The organism is Paenibacillus sp. CECT 9249 (assembly GCF_918697855.1).
GTDB lineage: Bacteria > Bacillota > Bacilli > Paenibacillales > Paenibacillaceae > MSJ-34.
The window spans coordinates 49349-65789 of record NZ_CAKKLI010000003.1 but is presented as its reverse complement, the minus strand read 5'-3'; the positions used below and the strand labels follow the sequence as shown (position 1 = coordinate 65789).

Here is a 16441-nt window from a genome sequence, read left to right as displayed (position 1 = left end):
TTAGAAGGCCGGGTATTCCTGTTATAACGCATCGATATCCCGCAAAATAATTTCTCTGCGTTCCCTAATATACTCCAATATGACGCCGGGTTCGTTTAGAAATACCGAAGAAGGCCAGCGGCGGGTCCTGTCTTCCATAATATACGGGGCGATTTTCGCGTACATCTGGGCGATGACTGGAGCGAGCCTTTTCTCCGTAAACGCATGTTTGGCGATTTGACGCACGATCGTTTTGTATTTTTGCCGTACCGACTTATAGGTTAATAATCGTTTCGTCAAATGATTGCGCCCGGTCACCGGCACCGGATTGCTCCCGAAAATGTCCCCATAGCTGTCCCGTCCCCAAGTTCCTTCGTAATCCCATGGGATGATGCGGTAATAGCCGCGTCCTTTATGGCGGTATAAAGCGTAATTATGATGAAAACCGTCGTAATTTCCCGTAAATACCGCACCCGCAAGCCAATGCAAATAGTTGTCGATATCGAGATGCGAACGCAAATAGGGAAGCAGTTGCCGCTGCGAAAGCGTATTGACACGCGATATGAATCCTTGCAGCCTTCTCCGGTCCGCATCGTTTCCGATTATGAGCTGGTATCCGTCAAATAATGAAGTTTTGCGTCGATTCATTTCCGGGCTGATGAAACTGAAATTGGCGTCGTCATTCGTCGCATACACCAAAGATTGCATCGGGATCGCTCTTCGTTTGAAAAAATACCGGTCGACTCCTTCGATCTCAAGATAAACCCCCATATTTTTTCCGTTCAGCTTGATCAAGCAATGTTTCGTCTTCGGGCTCGGCACTCCGATCCGTTCGAAAAACCGGAAGGATAAAGCGTTTCGAATCATGGAAGGATCGTCGTATTCGGCATTGTAATGATATGTTTTATTTTTTCTTACGATCTCGTACGATTTCTTACTGTAGCCGCGCGTATGTCCTCCGCGGTAGCGCAATTGAACACGTTCCCGCATCCCTTTGTTCAGCACGTACGCTTCGACGAACTTATTGCTCCATACATCTTTGTTCAGCAGCTTCAATTGGTCTTCCGAAATAAAAATTTGCCGTACCGGAAAGCTCATAGAGCAATCACCTTTCCCGAGGTAGATCAATAAGCCTATCGATGCGATAGGCTTATTGTTGCATTACTCTATGCCATTGCTGTATCCATTGACACGGCAATTGTCCGTTAACTGGCAAATGCGAATGTGTCGATATCCGGTAGAGACTCCTTATCTGCGTCCTCTTGAGCCGCGCGTACCGCGCGTACAGCGGCATCCGCGACATCCGCGAGTGCCGCGGGTACCACGAGTACCGCGAGTACCACGAGTGCCGCGTGTACCTTTGGTTCCGCGAGTACCGCGAGTACCACGAGTGCCGCGAGTACCACGAGTGCCGCGAGTACCACGAGTGCCGCGAGTACCACGAGTGCCGCGAGTACCACGAGTGCCGCGAGTACCACGAGTGCCGCGAGTGCCGCGAGTGCCGCGAGTGCCGCGAGTACCGCGAGTGCCGCGAGTGCCGCGAGTACCGCGAGTACCGCGAGTACCGCGAGTACCGCGAGTACCGCGAGTGCTGCGATGGCTGCGATGGCTGCGATGGCTGCGGTCGCTGCTTGTTTCAGCTACTTCTTCGGAAACATTTCTCATTTCAGTATCCATACTTTTCCCTCCCCCGTTGTAATAATATAATCTATGATTCGCATCGGCCTTTTGATAGAGATAACAGTGTAGTGATATAAAAATAGAAGATTGCCATTCCAGTAAAAAAACCCATGGGCGGCGGGCATAATACACTTCCCCTGCCGGAATTTGATCCGTACATGCCTCTAACCCTACCCCCGTTGCACCCATTGTAAAAGGGGTTGGGATAACGAAACGATACGGCCAACCATACCGCACCAGCGCGAAAGAATAACCAGGCAATGAAGGACCTTTCATTCTCATTCTGATTGTAGTCGGTTTCGTTCACACAAAAAGGGGATGGACGGATCGAATCCGTCGATTTGTACGAAATTTCATACACGAATCGCGATTTTAGCCCTCAATCCTGCTAATGTATGCGAAAAATCATACACAATGTGCGGCGCATGAGCCCTAATCCCTGTACATTGTATGAAAAATCACACACTATCAGCAGCGCACGATGGGTTGATGCACAGATCGGGGAAAACAGGCCAATTCTTGCGGTTTTTTCACCGGCGTTGCATTCATTTTAAAACGGGCTAGGATGACGAAGCAGTGTATTCGTCTTTTCAAACCATCCGCCCCAGCGGAAGGAAAAGAGCTTAGGCGATGAAGGAGTTTGATTCGGAAACCCGCAATTGTGCATCTTCTAACCCGTTTTGATCGATCAAAACTGCGACAAAGCTTGTGAAAAGGCATCTTTTTTCACGCTTTCAATGGGGGATGGGACGGTTCGGGGCGGATTTCCTGCAATTCGCCACCGTTGATGTAACTGGCTTTATTACGCATATCGAAGAGGTAACCCCCTATTTCGAAGGCGCTCCCCGCGGACCTACGCTTCTTGTTTGGCGCTAACGAAACTGACCATCCTTATCGGGCTCAAAATGAAGATATTCCCAATTTAACGAAAGTACGTATCGTTATTCATTGGAAATCGGCGGTTTGAGCGTCTTTTTCCCCTCATTAGCGTGTTTCAGTTTCGTTGCACGAGCAACAAGGTGATTTCCACGCGATTAGCGTCTCTACGTTTCGTCCCACCCGAAGGAACGTCAGCCGTCAATGGTATGATGAAATTGATTCTAATCGCAGGCTTTTCCCCTCTATTACCTGCATATTTACACGAATTAGTATTTGACACGGTGAGTTCCCGGCCAATCGCGCATTGGCAGCTTCCATGAACTCGAATCCGCTGCCTTTTCGATGCTACGCCATAGCCCTAATCGCCAAAATTGATATATTTCACCTTTCATCACCAAAAAAAGGCGCAGAAACGAACATTCCGTTTCTGCGCCCTGCGAGGCGGCTTTTAGCGGGAACGAATCTCCTGCCGCATAAACCAAACATATGCGATGATAAAACAGACCATAACGGCCGCGATCAATCCGGTCAGCTGCGGCCATACGAGCAGCAAGCTCTGGCCGAGCGGCAGCGGGCTCGGCAGCGCGCCGTACGCTTGCTCCGGAGTGACGAACAAACTTAGCGTGCGCACTTCGGGCATAAGCAGCGTCGTTGTCGCTTCGCCGAACAATTGGCTCGGCGACAATCGCTGCAGAAATTGCACCGTTTGTTGAAATCCGAGCACTTGATCGATATGCGTCGGATTGACAGGCGCAATTCCTTTGGCGATTAAATCGACAATCATCGAATAGAAAATGGCGAAGAAAATCCAAAGGGCGATGCAGGTCAGTGCCGATGTTGCCGGTTGGCGGAACCTGACCGAGAACAAGATCGACAGGTTCAACCAAAAAGCGACGTAAAAGACGCTCAGCGCCAAAAAGCACAGCATGCGCAAAAACTCTTCCAACGAAGGCGGAATGCCGATCGTCAACAAGCCAAGGCCCATAATGAAAAATCCCAAGCCGAAGAACAGAATGGCAATGACGCTGATCGCCGCCACGAATTTGGCGTTCAGGACATAGTCCCGATGAATCGGCTGCGCCATCATCCTTGACAATGTACCCTTGTTGCGTTCGGAGTTGACGGCGTCAAATCCGAGCGCAATGCCGATCAAAGGGCCGAGAAAACTAATAAACGTCATAAACGCGGGCATCGTTCCGTCGGACACCGTAAACAATTTCAAGAAAACGAACGAGTTTAAATCGTGATCCGCCGGAACGGCCGCGCGTATGCTTGTAATCGCCGTATACAGCGAACCGATGCATGTCAGCGTCATTAAACCGAGCAGCACCATATAGCGCCAACTGCGGATCAAATCGGACATTTCCTTGCGAACGATTACCCAGAACGGATGGGGCGCCGGCGATTGGGTTCGCGGCTTGCGCACACGGTCTTCCCATGCTATCAAGTTTCGTATTTTAACGAGCATGCCGTTTCCGTTGATGGTCATCTGACTCCCCTCCTTCGAAGTAACGATGGTAAATTTCGTCCAACCCGTATTCCTTTTTGTTCAAATGATACAGGGAGCTTCCCGATTCAATGATCGCCCGCGCCAGTTCGGCGGCTATATCTTCCGTGCAGCCGATGTGAAGAAGTTCGCCATGCTCTTCGATTCTGGCGACGCCCGGCAGCGCCCGCAACGTCTCCATCAAACCGCTATGAAGCGGCCGAACGCCTGCCTCCAACGTGAACGTCTCCTCGAGGAACAGCGCTCTCGCCAAAGACGGCACATCGCCTTCGGCAAGGAGTCGTCCCTTCACGAAGAGACCTACGCGGTCGCAAATTTGTTGAACCTGATGCAAATGATGCGACGACAGCAATACGGTTATGCCTTCATCGCGGCTCAATTGTTTAATGAGCAGCAACAGCTCCCGCACCCCTTCAGGGTCGATGCCGAGCGTCGGCTCGTCGAGAATGATGACTTCCGGCTGTTTCACCAGCACATCCGCCAAACCTAACCGCTGCCGCATGCCGCGCGAATACGTGCCCGCCTTCTTGCCGGCCGCATCCGCCAATCCGACGCGCTGCATCAGTTCTTCCACCCGCTTGCGCGCTTCCGTCTCGGGAATGCGGTTTAATCTCGCGGTATACATCAAGTTTTCCGCCCCGGATAAATCTTCGTAAAACCCGACATCGTCCGGCAAATATCCGACCCGCTTCTTGACGGCGATCGGCTGGCGGATCGAGTCGATTCCGCATACGCGCACTTCGCCCGATGTCGGCTCGGTAAGCCCGAGCAGCATCAAAATCGTCGTCGATTTGCCCGCTCCGTTCGGGCCAAGCAATCCGAAAATTTCGCCTTCTTGGATGGATAACGACAAATGATCCACCGCGACGTAATCGCCGTATTGCTTCGTTAAATCCGTCATTTCAATAATCGGTTTTTTCCCTTCCGTTTGTTCCGTCAAAGCGTTCGTCATATCAACGGCTTCCTTGCTGGGCTGACTCACGTTTACCTCCTCCCATACTTGCGGAAAATATAGTACATGCCGACAATGACCGCGGCGATGATGAGAACTCCGATCCATCCCCATAACATGGACGTTTTGACCGTCATCCGAAACTGAGCCATAGACGACGATTCCGGCGTGTTCGCATTGATATTCAACTGATAATCGCCCGCGATCGCCTTGCCGTCCGCTTTCACCGTTGCCGTTACGTTCGCCGTTTGCCCTGCTTCCAGGCTCGCAATTTTTTTCTCGTCGAACGTCACTTCCCAATCGACCGGCGTCGAAGCCGTCAATTCGATATCCTTCAACGCCGCCGTGCCGGTATTTTTCAACTGCAGTTCGATCTTCTTCTCTCTTCCGGCCGTTACGTCCGCGCTAAGCAATCCGTTCGGAGTGCTCAATTCGAGACCGTACGTCCCGGTAATGACCGCTTCCAGTTCCGTTTCCGCGGAAGTGGAGTTCGTAGCCGCTTTGACCGGAATTTTGTAGCTTCCTTCCTTCACTTGCGCCGGCGGTTTGATGTTGACGCTAATATCTTCCGCCGAGTTCGCCTTGACGTCGACGGAAGTGACTTTTTTGCCGCCATGCACGAATTCAACCGTCCAGCCGCGCGGAGCAGACGATGCGATGGCGTATTGCTGGTCGCTGGCGGTTCGATTCTTTAAGGAAAGCGTGTAGTCGAACGACGAATTCGCATCTCCTTGCAAATTCGGCTGTTCCGTAGCCAGTTCCGTCTTATACGTTCCCTTTTCCGTTACGTTAACGGTGAGCGGCAAAGACGATTCTTGCGCGTTCACTTTAAAATGATACGTTCCTTTATCGACGGCTAACGGCACGTCAATTTGCAAATTAATATTTTTCTCGTCGTTCGGTCTGACCGCAATTTGCCGAATCGCCCAGCCGCCCGAAGTAAGCTCGGCCTTCCATTCCGCCGGAATATTGTCCAAAGACAGGCTCATATTTTGCACTTCGCTCGTATTGTTGATCAGATCGATCGAATAAGAGATGGATTCTCCCGGCGTGACGGAAATATCGGTATACGGCGTATACATCACGACGCCGCTGGCCGCGTATACGCCGGTTCCTCCGAATAGAAACACCCCCGTCATCACCGTTAGCAGCAGACTTAACGCCAACCTCCATTTGCGCATGCTTAGACCCTCCCATATGTTTTGTCCAAGCGGACTCTTCGGCAATTTCCCTTTGCCGCCTTGCGAGAGATCCGCTCGTTGATCATCACTCTAAGTACGCACGGAGAAGGCCTTTGGATTTATTAAAACAACATAAAATTTTGCTTAAAACAACTTAAATTTTGCGGAACTCCCGTTCCCTTTTCATCAAAAATTTTGTAAATATGAAATGAGGGAATGCGAGGTGAGTCGGATGATTGCAAAGGATACAACGTCATCATTGCTGCAAGAGATGCATAACGGTTCTATGGAAGCTTTCGAAGTTTTTTACGAGCGGTACGCGCCGCTTATCTTTCATATTGCGCTGAAGCTGACAAAAGACCGGATGGAAGCGGAAGATATTTGCCATGACGTATTTCTCGAAGTGTTTCGCAAGGCCGATCGATTCGATCCGTCGCGGGGGAGCCTGGAAGCATGGCTTTCGGTTATGACGCGCAGCAGGTCGTTAGACCGGTTGCGACGCAAACAGCGGCTCGTTTATAATGAACCGCAAGAGGAATATGCTGCGCCGGCCGACGCCAATCCGGAACAGCGGGCCATGCTGGAGCTCGATAAAGAACGTCTGTACGCCGCCATCGACAACATTCCGCAACCGCAAAAGGAAGCGTTGATCGGATTTTACTGCGAAGCGCGAACGCAGAAGCAATTGGCGCAAAAACTGAATTATCCGCTAGGAACGGTAAAGTCGTTAATCCGTTACGGAATTCGTAATATTCGCAAACAATGGAACGACCGCAAACAGTTATCGAAATCGGAGGAGGCGAGGCAACATGAATGAACGGCAATGCGGCTTTTCCGAGCAAGAACTCGTCGATTATATATTAGGATCGCTGCCTGAAGAACGTTGCGCCCGGTTGCGGGACCATGTTGCCGGCTGCCTTTCGTGCCGCGACCAAATGCGGGAATGGATGGAGTTGCTCTCTTCCCGCCAGGAAGAGGCCTTGCCCGGCCCGCCCCCGCGCTTGAAAACCGGGTTAAAGCTCAAATATATATGGCTCAAGAAGCTGCCCGCATTCGCCCGCGGGATGATGCGTTCCGGCAAGGCAGCCGCACTCGCGGGAGCCGTTGCGCTTCTGTTCATCTTCTTAGGGTTGTTTCAAACGTTCAAGGATTCGGGTGAAATCCGCGCACCGTTGACTGCCTCGCTCGATCGCATCGCAACCGAATTTCATCCCGAAGACCGCAGCCTGACCATGCTGGTCGATCCGAAGACCGTCCAATATAAAATGACCGCGCTCAATGCGAAGGACGCCGAAGGCTACGCCTGGGTCAACCGGTTGTCGGATGAAGTGTTTCTGTTGATTGATGGGCTGGAGCCCTCGACAGAGAAAGATTATCAAGCCTGGTTTACATTCAATACCGCCAATATCCGGGAGAACGGGGGCATACTGAAATGGAAGAAGGGAATGGCGCATCTGTATGTGCATGGCGGGAAAATTAGCGGCGCCGACAACATTACGATCAGTCTCGAGCCGAAGGGCGGCAGTTTCGCTCCGATCGGGCCGGATACGCTGCTTGTCATATTGGAGAAATAATGCAACGCCTCCGAATGGGGGCGCTGAAAAACCGTCCGAGAACATGATCCCGGACGGTTTTGTTTGTAATCTATTTATTGTCCGCCTTGTTCAGCCTCTCCCAGCGTTTCGGTCCCCTGTTCGGGTTCTTCTTTCATAGCGGGTTCCAGCTTATTCGCGATGGGATACGCGATCCCGTCGATCCAAAGCTGCTCGTCGCCTATCCAGCGATAAGACGGATCAAGCGGAATCGTGATACGGCCGTCTTCACAATCCTTCGGCAGGGAGATCGGCGCCTCGTTCGACGATCCGGCTGGCGGCATCTCCGGCGTTGTGTTCGCATCGCCATCCTGCGCTGCGTCCGCCCCGGCATCGGGCGCCTTGTCCGCCCCGCCATCCGGCGCCGTTCTCGCCGCGCCGCCCGTTCCTCCGGCGGATTCGCCGTCCGGCGCCGTACCCTCCGCCGTAGTCGAGCCGGCATTCGAGGACGCGTCCTGCTCGCCGTCCGGCTTCATGCCCAAGCCGTTTGCGGCGAAGGCTTGTCCGCTCGCGCCCGGCCGGAGCGCGCCCGTTACCTCATCCTCGCCGCGCTTTAATAGAATATTGTACGCGGCGGGATCCGATTCTTCGCCTTGAAACGCCCTGCAGCCGTCCGCGGATTCAAAGCGGATTTCGATTACGTTCATCCCCTGCACCGTTTGCGCAGTCACTTCTTCAATATTGTACGCCATCGCGGGAACCGCTTCGGGTTTGAAGAACGCGTTGTAGAGAATGCCGGCGCCGACAACCGCAACGACGACGATCCCCAACACAAGCCCCAGTATCTTCCCTTTTCTGTGGAGAAATTTGGCGAATCCGCCGGATAGATCGTATTTGACGTCGTCGAGAACCCGCTGCAACGATTGCGGGGCGTCTGCGTACAACAATTTCCGGTCTTTTCCGCTTTTGAATGCTTCGCGGTCGTATTGTTGAAAATATTGTTTGACCGCCTTCGCATACCCCGGGTACAACCGTGAAGTCCCGGCAAAATATTCGTCTCGCCCCGACCATTTCAGGAACGAATACACCGTGTCCTTGCTTCCGCCATGTTCGCGAACATAAGTCAACAGATCGAAATAGAAAACTCGAGGCCCCGTTTCCTCTCTCCCCTTGCCGCTTCCCCGAACGCCGCCGGTTATTTCCGCAAACGCCAGCGTAATTTTGCGGTAATTGGCCGGAACGATCTCGTCCGCCAGAACGCGCCGGATCAATTGTTGCACAGTCTCCGCCTCACGCGCGGACAAGCCGGCAAATTCCGTTTCCGACGGCTCGGACAAGCGATAGATCCGCTGAGCCGCTTGCAGCGCCTTGATTTTGCCTGCATATTCGTCCGCAACCAATTCCGATGCATAGCCAATCCGCATGAAATCTTCCTTCGTCAACGAATCCAAATCGAGCTTGGCAAGCAAATAATAGTCCGCCGCCGAAACGATGCGATCCGCCAGCAAGCTGTAAGCTTCATGAGACTTCCACCGTTTGAACTGCTCGTGCACCATGCCTGCCGCGGCTGTCAAATTGCCTTCTCTGGCCATCCGTGCGACAACCGTCGTCTCCGCCAGTTCGCCGAACGTCAAGTTGTCCAATGCCTGCGGACACCACGTCTCCCAATCCGTAATAAAACGGATCACTTCTTTCAAACTGCCCAGCGATTCGAATTTGCGCTCCGCATAAGGTTCGAACAACACTCTGACCAATTCGTCATACGCAAACACCGTTTGGAAAAACGATTGAAAAATAGCGCGGTCGCTCTCCAGCGCCGCGTACATTTTCTTCCGCTCCGCGCCGCCGCTGAGATGAATCGATTTGATCAAATATTTCACGACTTGTCCCTTATCCTCGGGACGGGCCATGTGGAAATATTGGACGAAACATTCCCAAACGGAGAGTTCCGGTGCTATATGCCGGTCAACCGTCTTTTGTTCCGCGGCAAACTTGTCCAAAAACAGCCGATTCAGCCGTTCTTTACGCTCCAGCGCGGACGGCGGAGCGAAATATTCGAGGATGCCGCGCAGCACGAACGCCGGCCGCTCGCGGTACAACCTGTCGTCCCCCGCTTCGATTCGGTAAAACACGCAAAGCTCATGATAGCTGGCGATGGCCATTTTGCGGGCGTCGCCCATATCCGCCAGCATCAGGTCCGCATATTCCAGAAAATCGTCCATTTGCCGCGGAGCGTCTAGATGGTCCCAGGCAAACTCAAGATACGGCTGATTCGCAAAATCCGACTCCGCGTTGACGATCCGGCCTTGCGCGAGATCGAAGCAGTAGTCCTTCTCGATGCTGCGGTCCCCTGCGCGTATGCTCCCTTTTTCCACAAACATGACATGAATATATTTCTTGCTCTGGGGTTCCTTCGCATATGTGATAAATCCGATGCGCCGCCGAAATTCGTAAGGCAGGGCGGAGAACAGAATCTCCATCAGCCGGTTGGAATTCCGCGCAAGGTGCTCCACTTCGACATCCAACGCAATATATACCTTTTTCTTGCTGGAGACGGAGGCGACGACAGCGCCGAGCAGTTGTTTAAACAGCGTTGCGCCGATGTTCAGCCCGGCCAGAAAAGCCCGATGATTCGGCGCCGAACCGGAATCGCCCGCTTGTTGCGGAATGTCGCTTACTTCCGGCAGCTCCTTGCCCTGCTCGATATCGTAGCTGCCCGCGAACGAGGCGCGAAACAGCTTCGCCGGCTGTTTCACATATTCGTCGTTTCGTTCCGCCGGGATCACGTAATTATGCATGAAAAACGCAGTTCGCAACCCGGTAAAATCGGCAGGCACGAAGACGCTTCTTCCGAGCACCGCCTCCCCGGAGTCCGCTTGGAAAAACGTGACGCTCTCGGGATATTTGCCGGCGTCCTTTTCGCTGCGTTCCAGCAGTTCCAACGGAGCAGCGTATCCGCAAAAAGGATGGATCGTTTTTTTAATAAAGTTGTTGTCCAGATTCGCCGATTTGGCAATCGTATCGTACCCTTCCGACGAACGAAAAACGCCGCGCCGTTCCCGGGTGTAATATTGCTGCTGAATCGGCTTTTTTCGCCGGTCCACTATTCCTCCCTCCCCTCGATATAATCCAGCTTATACAATAGCCAGATGAAAGGTTCGTCCACGCGGATCGGGTCGACCAGCCCTTTCAATTTCTGATTGACAGGATTGCTGCCGAGTGCGGATACCGCGAAAAAAGCGATATTGTTAAAATGCACGTCAAGCGCGCCCTTAAAAGGACGGTCCACCTTCTCGATAAATCGGCGTATTTCACCGTTAATATTTTCGAATTCGGTCAGGTTCAAATGTTTCTTATGGACATAATTATGGAAAAGATTGCTGTTTGCTTTGATATATTCGCCGTCCTCTTCCTTGATCGCGTGCAGCATGTCGCTTTTCGTCAGGACGACGGCCGTCGGAATATCGGTCTTGCTTCCTTCTTCAAAACCGATAAAGTTCTGGTACATGCTCAGCACGACATCCCGCGGTTCATCGTATTGCGACACCCATTCGCCCGGTTCGTCGCCAAGGTTGACGCGGATTTTCTCGCGAATCGTCTTGATCTGAAGAGGATCGACCATGAACAAAATACCGGTCGAATTTTTGATGTGCGCCGCGTATAAATCCAAATATTCCTGATCGACCATTCCTTCGCCCGCGGCGTCAAAGAAGACGAGCATGAGCGGCGGCTTCGTTTCGTCCTTGAAAATGAATTGGAATATAAACGGTTCCTGCAAAACTTCCTTCTGCGTCGATTCCAACAAATCGTTGCGCTCGAACAGAGGCTCCTCGTAATTTTGCCGGAATTTCCGGCTAATATCGGCGTTCAATGGCATGCAAGCCGCATCGAAATTGTCCGCCGTCGTGTTTTGCAGCGTATGAATCAACGAAGTCATATAAACCGATTTCCCCACCTGGGACGCGCCAACGATCGAGATAATGTTGCTTGGCACCTTGCCTGCGGATATCGGCAGATCGTTATGGCATTTCGGGCAAAGTCTTTTTTTGGTCACGATTCCGTAATGGTCGTTAATGCCTGCCAGAACGTTATCCACATATATTTTATGTTCGTCCGGAATCGTGACCGGATCGATGACCGCCTCGATCTCGTCGATGGAGTCCAAATTGAACTTTTCCCGATAAGCGTTAAGCAGTTGGTCTTCGCCGAGCGCGTAATCTTCATCGTTCTCCTTATGATGGGCGGCCCGAAACACCACTTCCTGCGGGTGAAACTTGCTGAAACAATAAGGGCATACAATATCATAGTAAAGAGGCCGCTCCTTGACTTCCTGTTTCTTGCGAAACAAACTGAATAAACCCATTGCTTTCGTCCTCCTCAGGCTTGTTCCTATTCCGGTATCAATTCGTAGATTTGCCCGTATTTTTTGCCGTCCGTAAAAAACAAGCGTATATAATCGTCCTTCCCGACTTCGATCGGCGGGAGCACCGTCTTACCCGGTTCAAAATCGCTTACGAAAGGATAGACCGTTCCGTCTTCCTTGCGAATCGGCAATCCGCCCTCTTTTTTCACGTAACAAAGCACCTCTTTGCCGATCCGGGCGTCCGAACGCAACTGCAGTTGAATCGTTTTATATTTGCGAAACAACCCCGTTTTCGAGGCAATCGAAAAATATATTTTAATCTTTCCCGTACTGACCGTAATCCGATTTCGGCCGTCTTCCTGACGAACAAGACTCAGTTCCCCGTTTTCATACACGCATGCATAAACCGTATAGGCAAAGCGGTCGATGGAAACGATCCGATCGCGGTAGCCGTTATTGGCTTTGTATTCTTCCCTCGTGTAAAGCTTCAAACGTTCCGGATGCGGCGGTTCCGCGGACTCCGCCTCGTCGGCATGCGTTTTGTCGATATACACATGCCGAACTCCTTCCGGCCACTGCCAACGCAACACGCACGCGCCGTCGTCGATGGTATGCGTCAAACGGCTAATATAAAACTCGGAAAGGTCCGATTCGACAACCCGCATCTCCATTCCTCCTTCACCGTCTTAAAAACCTTTGCTCCGGTTGTTATCCGCTCCGGCGAAAGATTTCGCCCTAAGCCCCATGCGATTGCCGTACGGAGAACGTTCGACCGCCCCTTTGTCTTTAATCGGCACAATGCAAGTAAAGAGCGAAATGACGACCGCCAGAACGCAATCTGCAAGCAGCCGGTGCATCATGCCCCATCCGGGCTGCTGCGCAAATCCGAACTCGAGAATGAGCCCCGCCAACAAACCGGCGACCGTTCCCCCGATCGCGAAGCTCCGCGCCAAATAACGGTTGTCGAAAATGATTCCGAGCGCAAGCCCTATCAACGCGCCGATGCAAACAAGGGAGAAGATGCGCCAAACGGCATAGAAGGCGTTGTGCTGCGCGAGGCCGGTCCGCTCGTCGATCAAGATGCGGCTGTCCCGCTCCGTATAAATTCTATGGAACACTCCCGTCAGTTCTTTCGCGTTCGACACGTCGTAATATTTCCCGCCCGTTTGCGCGGCAATATCCTTCAACAAACCGGCTCCTTGCGGGTCGTCGTATGCCATGCCTACGGTATGAACCGCGATATGATCGTCTTGAAACATTTTCAAGGTCGAACCGAGGTTCACTTCGCTGAACCCGTCGGACAGCATAATCACCATCGTCCCTCTGCGGTCCTGCAAGCGGCCGATTTCTTGAGCCGCCGCGTTTAAAGCGCGGGCAATATCCGTACCGCCGTCCACCTGGTCCAAGCCGTCGATTTGCCGCTTCACTTCCTCTTTCGCCGCCGCGTCGGATAATCGAATGAACGGCTGCACGACTCTCGTGTCGTGATTGAACGCAATCACGGCCAATCTTTTATCCGCATCGATCTGGTCGACTAACCGTTTAGCGGCGGCAATCCGCTCGTTGCCCGGATCGGTCGTCTCCATGCTGCCCGAAACGTCGATCGCCATCACGATGTCTTGCGGCGCTTTCGCCTTGCCCACATCCAGTTCGTAGACCAGTTCGAGCAGAAGGCCTGCAACGAACAAGGCCGCCAATGTGGCGATCGGCAGCATCTTCCACGATGCGCCGGAATATTGCGATTTCCAGGAGACGCCGTTCAGGCGCGGCGAGATCAGTTCTGCCAGCAAGCACATCAGACCGATGCAGAAACCGACGACCGCAAAATAAATCCCGATCCATACGATGCCCGGCATGGACGAGGCGTAGCTGCGCAGCAGCCATTCTCCGATCAAAAAGCCGATTACGCCTCCCACTAAACTGAACCATATCATCAGCATATTTACTTTTCGTCGCAGCATCGGCAGCCTTCCTTTCCATATTGGTAATTAGAGTTCTTCGTCCGTTCGCTCAACGAATCGCAGCCAATCTTTCGGCGGAAACGCCGTGAAATTCATAACCTTCGTTGCAATATCGGTCATAATACCCTTGCGCATTCCGGCAATACATGACATCCTCGAGATGGAATCCGCCCATCAGATGAAGCTTGGCAATTCCGCTGCGCCCCGTTTCATGCACGCATCCAAGCTTGTACGTACGGGAAGCTTCGTCGATGCGAAGCGCATAATGAAGAAATTCGCTCTCGGTATCGCCGAAAAAATACCGTTCTTCGTACCGGTGCTCTTGGGTGTAATGAAACAGGCGAAGATGAACTTCCGCGTTCTGATTCAGGCCGTTGTACAGTTCCTTGAACAATTCATCTTTCGTCAATACCTGCCGGTCGTAATAACCGACGGCTACGTTCGTGCGCTGCAGCAGTTCTTGTTCGAAAGACTCCATGAACGGCCCGGCTGTCAGCACATGGCGTTTGCAAACCTCGACGATTCTGCGCACGAGTTCCTCCGTTGTGCCTTCCCGAAGCAATTCCAGGACATTCCCGACATACCGTTCATCGAAATAAAAGTGTTCGCCCCGCTTCGTTTCCAGTTCGGTTACAATTTCCCTCGTTACGACCTGGTAATATTCGAACACGTTCTGTCCGATGTAATCGTCGGCCTGTTTCACGTTCTCGCGGACGATGTCAAGCAATTGAAGCCGAAGCCGTTCCAGTGCGCTCATCTGGATGCTCATCGCTTGATGAATGCGCGCAAGTTCGGTTTCATACCGGCGGAGCAGCGACAGTCTCGTTTGCAAACGCAGCATTTCCGTCTTATAGCCGTAGATTCTGGCGAAAAAGCAGCGAATAAAGTTGCGCGTATTCGTTTTGTCCATCAACGGAACCCGCTGAAATGTCTGCTCTTCGACGCGTTCCTGGTACAACAGCTCCAATTGGGCTTTGGCCTCTTCCAAATCCTTGGCCGTTTCCCTCGCCATTCTACGAATTTCCTCCAATATGCCGGTTTCCTTATTGTTTTCATCCGTCCATACGTAAAGGCTGTACAGACCGATTCCAGGCTTGCGCTTCATGATTTCCAGAATGGTGCGCTCCATAAGTTCGGGCATATTCAAGTCGTCCAACTGCGCGTTTGCAGCCTCAACGAAATTGTGTTGGAAATACGTTTCGCAACTGTCGCCAAACAGCATCGCTTCCGCTTCTTTCACCGTAACGCGTTTCAAATCTCCAAATCGAACCGGCCGATGCATGAGCGCGGTCATCCCGCGCAATGTGTCGTCATCCGGCACGATCCGCTCTACCAACCGATCGAGCGACGGCGGGTCCAGCTCGAAAAGCTCGAGTACCTCGCGTTTGTTCCAATTTCCCATACTTTGTATCTTCGCCAGCATCGAGTTATAGAAATGATAAACGACAGCTAGGAAGATCGCTTGATTCGGGCGTTTCATTTTGAAAAAGCCGGCGGTGACGTAAGCGTGCCGCGCGTTTTGCGACATAATTTGATTCTTAAACATCGTGTTGTTGTAAGTTTCAACGCCGTTGTCCGGTACTTGCCGCACGTTGCGATTTTTCAGCAAATGAATGTGGCAAATGATTTCGTAATTGTCCGTCAAACGGTTGCGCGTCGCAATTCCGCTCTCTTTCTTGTCCGACAACAGGTAGACAAGATCGAACAACGGAGACTTCCGATGAACGACCGGCAGCCTGACGCCTTCCCCCGTTACTTGCAATTCGGCCTCAAACGCATATTCCGCGTCCTGAACCGTCTCCAGCTCCCGCAAAAAGCCGAAACCCGCCGCGGCCGCATAACCGAATCCTTCCCCTTCCTCCCGTTCGCGAATCAACGCGTACAAATCCGATTGCACCACTTTGAAAGAAAGCGCGAATATCGTCTGCATGAGCAGCGTAATTTCCGACATTAATACATTAAGCGGGTCGTCGACCCGCGTAATGACAGAAATATGAATCCGTTCGAAGGAGGAATACAGACGGCCGAATTCGGAGACGTTGTTGCTTAAGCGGCGAATCGTTTGATTCAGCTCAAACAGCCGCTGTCCGTCTTTATAAAATTGATCGTAAATCGCCTTGCGCAACGTTTTTTTGTCCGCCTGCTCCGGTTCCGGGATGCGGAAGGACACGACGTTCGGGTATTGAACCGTTTCGTTCGAGCAAACGTGCAGATAGACGACCCCCGCGTTATTGTCCCATTTCTTCTCGTTCAACTCCGCGATCGGCCGGATGGCATCGGCCGTCAAGTCCCCAAGGAACACGAACACCGCCGGATGGTGGATGCTGCCCTGATCGTTGCCCGTATCGGTCCGCTTCTCTTGCGCAAAGGCATACTCCAGGGAAGAGCGTTCCAACAAATCTTTCAT

At 52.3% G+C, this 16441-nt stretch carries 13 protein-coding genes; 4 read left to right on the top strand and 9 right to left on the bottom strand.

The features are described from left to right. Window positions 1-21 precede the first annotated feature (21 nt). Window positions 22-1077 carry a CotH kinase family protein gene (locus LQ229_RS03765; RefSeq protein WP_230190996.1) on the bottom strand — a complete coding sequence of 352 codons (1056 nt, stop codon included), beginning with the start codon at window positions 1075-1077 and terminating at the stop codon, window positions 22-24. A 164-nt stretch (window positions 1078-1241) separates the two neighbouring features. Here LQ229_RS03765 and LQ229_RS03760 point away from each other — a divergent pair, with 164 nt between their 5' ends. Together LQ229_RS03760 and LQ229_RS27085 are read left to right on the top strand one after the other, a co-directional pair. Then, window positions 1242-1736, top strand: coding sequence for a hypothetical protein (locus LQ229_RS03760; protein ID WP_230190995.1), 495 nt, complete (start codon window positions 1242-1244; stop codon window positions 1734-1736). Window positions 1737-2403: 667 nt separating this feature from the next. After that, window positions 2404-2535 carry a hypothetical protein gene (locus LQ229_RS27085; RefSeq protein WP_290370014.1) on the top strand — a complete coding sequence of 44 codons (132 nt, stop codon included), beginning with the start codon at window positions 2404-2406 and terminating at the stop codon, window positions 2533-2535. A 451-nt stretch (window positions 2536-2986) separates the two neighbouring features. Here LQ229_RS27085 and LQ229_RS03755 read toward each other — a convergent pair whose 3' ends face one another. From LQ229_RS03755 to LQ229_RS03745, 3 genes are read right to left on the bottom strand one after another with little or no spacing between them, the layout of a single operon-like run. Continuing rightward, window positions 2987-4027 carry an ABC transporter permease gene (locus LQ229_RS03755; protein WP_216537155.1) on the bottom strand — a complete coding sequence of 347 codons (1041 nt, stop codon included), beginning with the start codon at window positions 4025-4027 and terminating at the stop codon, window positions 2987-2989. Continuing rightward, window positions 3996-4997: an ABC transporter ATP-binding protein gene (locus tag LQ229_RS03750; protein ID WP_216537242.1), complete on the bottom strand. Its 1002-nt coding sequence runs from the start codon at window positions 4995-4997 to the stop codon at window positions 3996-3998. Before LQ229_RS03750 ends, LQ229_RS03755 begins: the two co-directional genes overlap by 32 nt. A 32-nt stretch (window positions 4998-5029) precedes the next feature. Then, window positions 5030-6178, bottom strand: a complete 1149-nt coding sequence (locus tag LQ229_RS03745) for an NEW3 domain-containing protein (protein WP_216537154.1) — start codon at window positions 6176-6178, stop codon at window positions 5030-5032. Window positions 6179-6410: 232 nt separating this feature from the next. Between LQ229_RS03745 and LQ229_RS03740 the strand changes: the two genes are divergently transcribed. Both LQ229_RS03740 and LQ229_RS03735 read left to right on the top strand, forming a co-directional pair. Continuing rightward, complete coding sequence (locus LQ229_RS03740) at window positions 6411-6995, top strand: sigma-70 family RNA polymerase sigma factor (protein ID WP_216537153.1); 585 nt, start codon at window positions 6411-6413, stop codon at window positions 6993-6995. After that, entirely contained in the window at window positions 6988-7752 is a 765-nt protein-coding gene (locus LQ229_RS03735; protein WP_216537241.1) for an anti-sigma factor, read from the top strand. The genes LQ229_RS03740 and LQ229_RS03735 overlap by 8 nt, the downstream gene beginning before the upstream one ends. 74 nt (window positions 7753-7826) lie before the next feature. On the opposite strand, the gene LQ229_RS03730 is transcribed toward LQ229_RS03735, so the two are convergent. Genes LQ229_RS03730 through LQ229_RS03710 form a run of 5 tightly spaced genes read right to left on the bottom strand, consistent with a single transcriptional unit; the run spans window position 7827 to window position 16441 of the window. Continuing rightward, the gene (locus tag LQ229_RS03730) at window positions 7827-10814 is read right to left on the bottom strand and encodes a hypothetical protein (protein ID WP_216537152.1); all 2988 of its coding nucleotides are present in this window, start codon (window positions 10812-10814) and stop codon (window positions 7827-7829) included. Continuing rightward, window positions 10814-12073 (bottom strand): hypothetical protein, encoded by a 1260-nt coding sequence (locus LQ229_RS03725; protein WP_216537151.1) that lies wholly within the window; start codon window positions 12071-12073, stop codon window positions 10814-10816. Before LQ229_RS03725 ends, LQ229_RS03730 begins: the two co-directional genes overlap by 1 nt. 26 nt (window positions 12074-12099) lie before the next feature. Next, window positions 12100-12738: a beta-mannanase gene (locus LQ229_RS03720; protein WP_216537150.1), complete on the bottom strand. Its 639-nt coding sequence runs from the start codon at window positions 12736-12738 to the stop codon at window positions 12100-12102. A gap of 21 nt (window positions 12739-12759) precedes the next feature. Beyond that, entirely contained in the window at window positions 12760-14034 is a 1275-nt protein-coding gene (locus tag LQ229_RS03715; protein ID WP_216537149.1) for a vWA domain-containing protein, read from the bottom strand. 49 nt (window positions 14035-14083) lie between these two features. Continuing rightward, window positions 14084-16441, bottom strand: a complete 2358-nt coding sequence (locus LQ229_RS03710; RefSeq protein WP_230190994.1) for a transcription initiation factor TFIID — start codon at window positions 16439-16441, stop codon at window positions 14084-14086.

Excerpts from the sequence above, each read along its gene's own strand:
- LQ229_RS03765 (WP_230190996.1), bottom strand. The coding sequence starts at position 1,077 with ATGAGCTTTCCGGTACGGCAAATTTTTATTTCGGAAGACCAATTGAAG.
- LQ229_RS27085 (WP_290370014.1), top strand. The coding sequence starts at position 2,404 with ATGGGACGGTTCGGGGCGGATTTCCTGCAATTCGCCACCGTTGATGTA.
- LQ229_RS03755 (WP_216537155.1), bottom strand. The coding sequence starts at position 4,027 with ATGACCATCAACGGAAACGGCATGCTCGTTAAAATACGAAACTTGATA.
- LQ229_RS03750 (WP_216537242.1), bottom strand. The coding sequence starts at position 4,997 with ATGACGAACGCTTTGACGGAACAAACGGAAGGGAAAAAACCGATTATT.
- LQ229_RS03745 (WP_216537154.1), bottom strand. The coding sequence starts at position 6,178 with ATGCGCAAATGGAGGTTGGCGTTAAGTCTGCTGCTAACGGTGATGACG.
- LQ229_RS03740 (WP_216537153.1), top strand. The coding sequence starts at position 6,411 with ATGATTGCAAAGGATACAACGTCATCATTGCTGCAAGAGATGCATAAC.
- LQ229_RS03735 (WP_216537241.1), top strand. The coding sequence starts at position 6,988 with ATGAATGAACGGCAATGCGGCTTTTCCGAGCAAGAACTCGTCGATTAT.
- LQ229_RS03725 (WP_216537151.1), bottom strand. The coding sequence starts at position 12,073 with ATGGGTTTATTCAGTTTGTTTCGCAAGAAACAGGAAGTCAAGGAGCGG.
- LQ229_RS03720 (WP_216537150.1), bottom strand. The coding sequence starts at position 12,738 with ATGCGGGTTGTCGAATCGGACCTTTCCGAGTTTTATATTAGCCGTTTG.
- LQ229_RS03715 (WP_216537149.1), bottom strand. The coding sequence starts at position 14,034 with ATGCTGCGACGAAAAGTAAATATGCTGATGATATGGTTCAGTTTAGTG.
- LQ229_RS03710 (WP_230190994.1), bottom strand. The coding sequence starts at position 16,441 with ATGAAAGATTTGTTGGAACGCTCTTCCCTGGAGTATGCCTTTGCGCAA.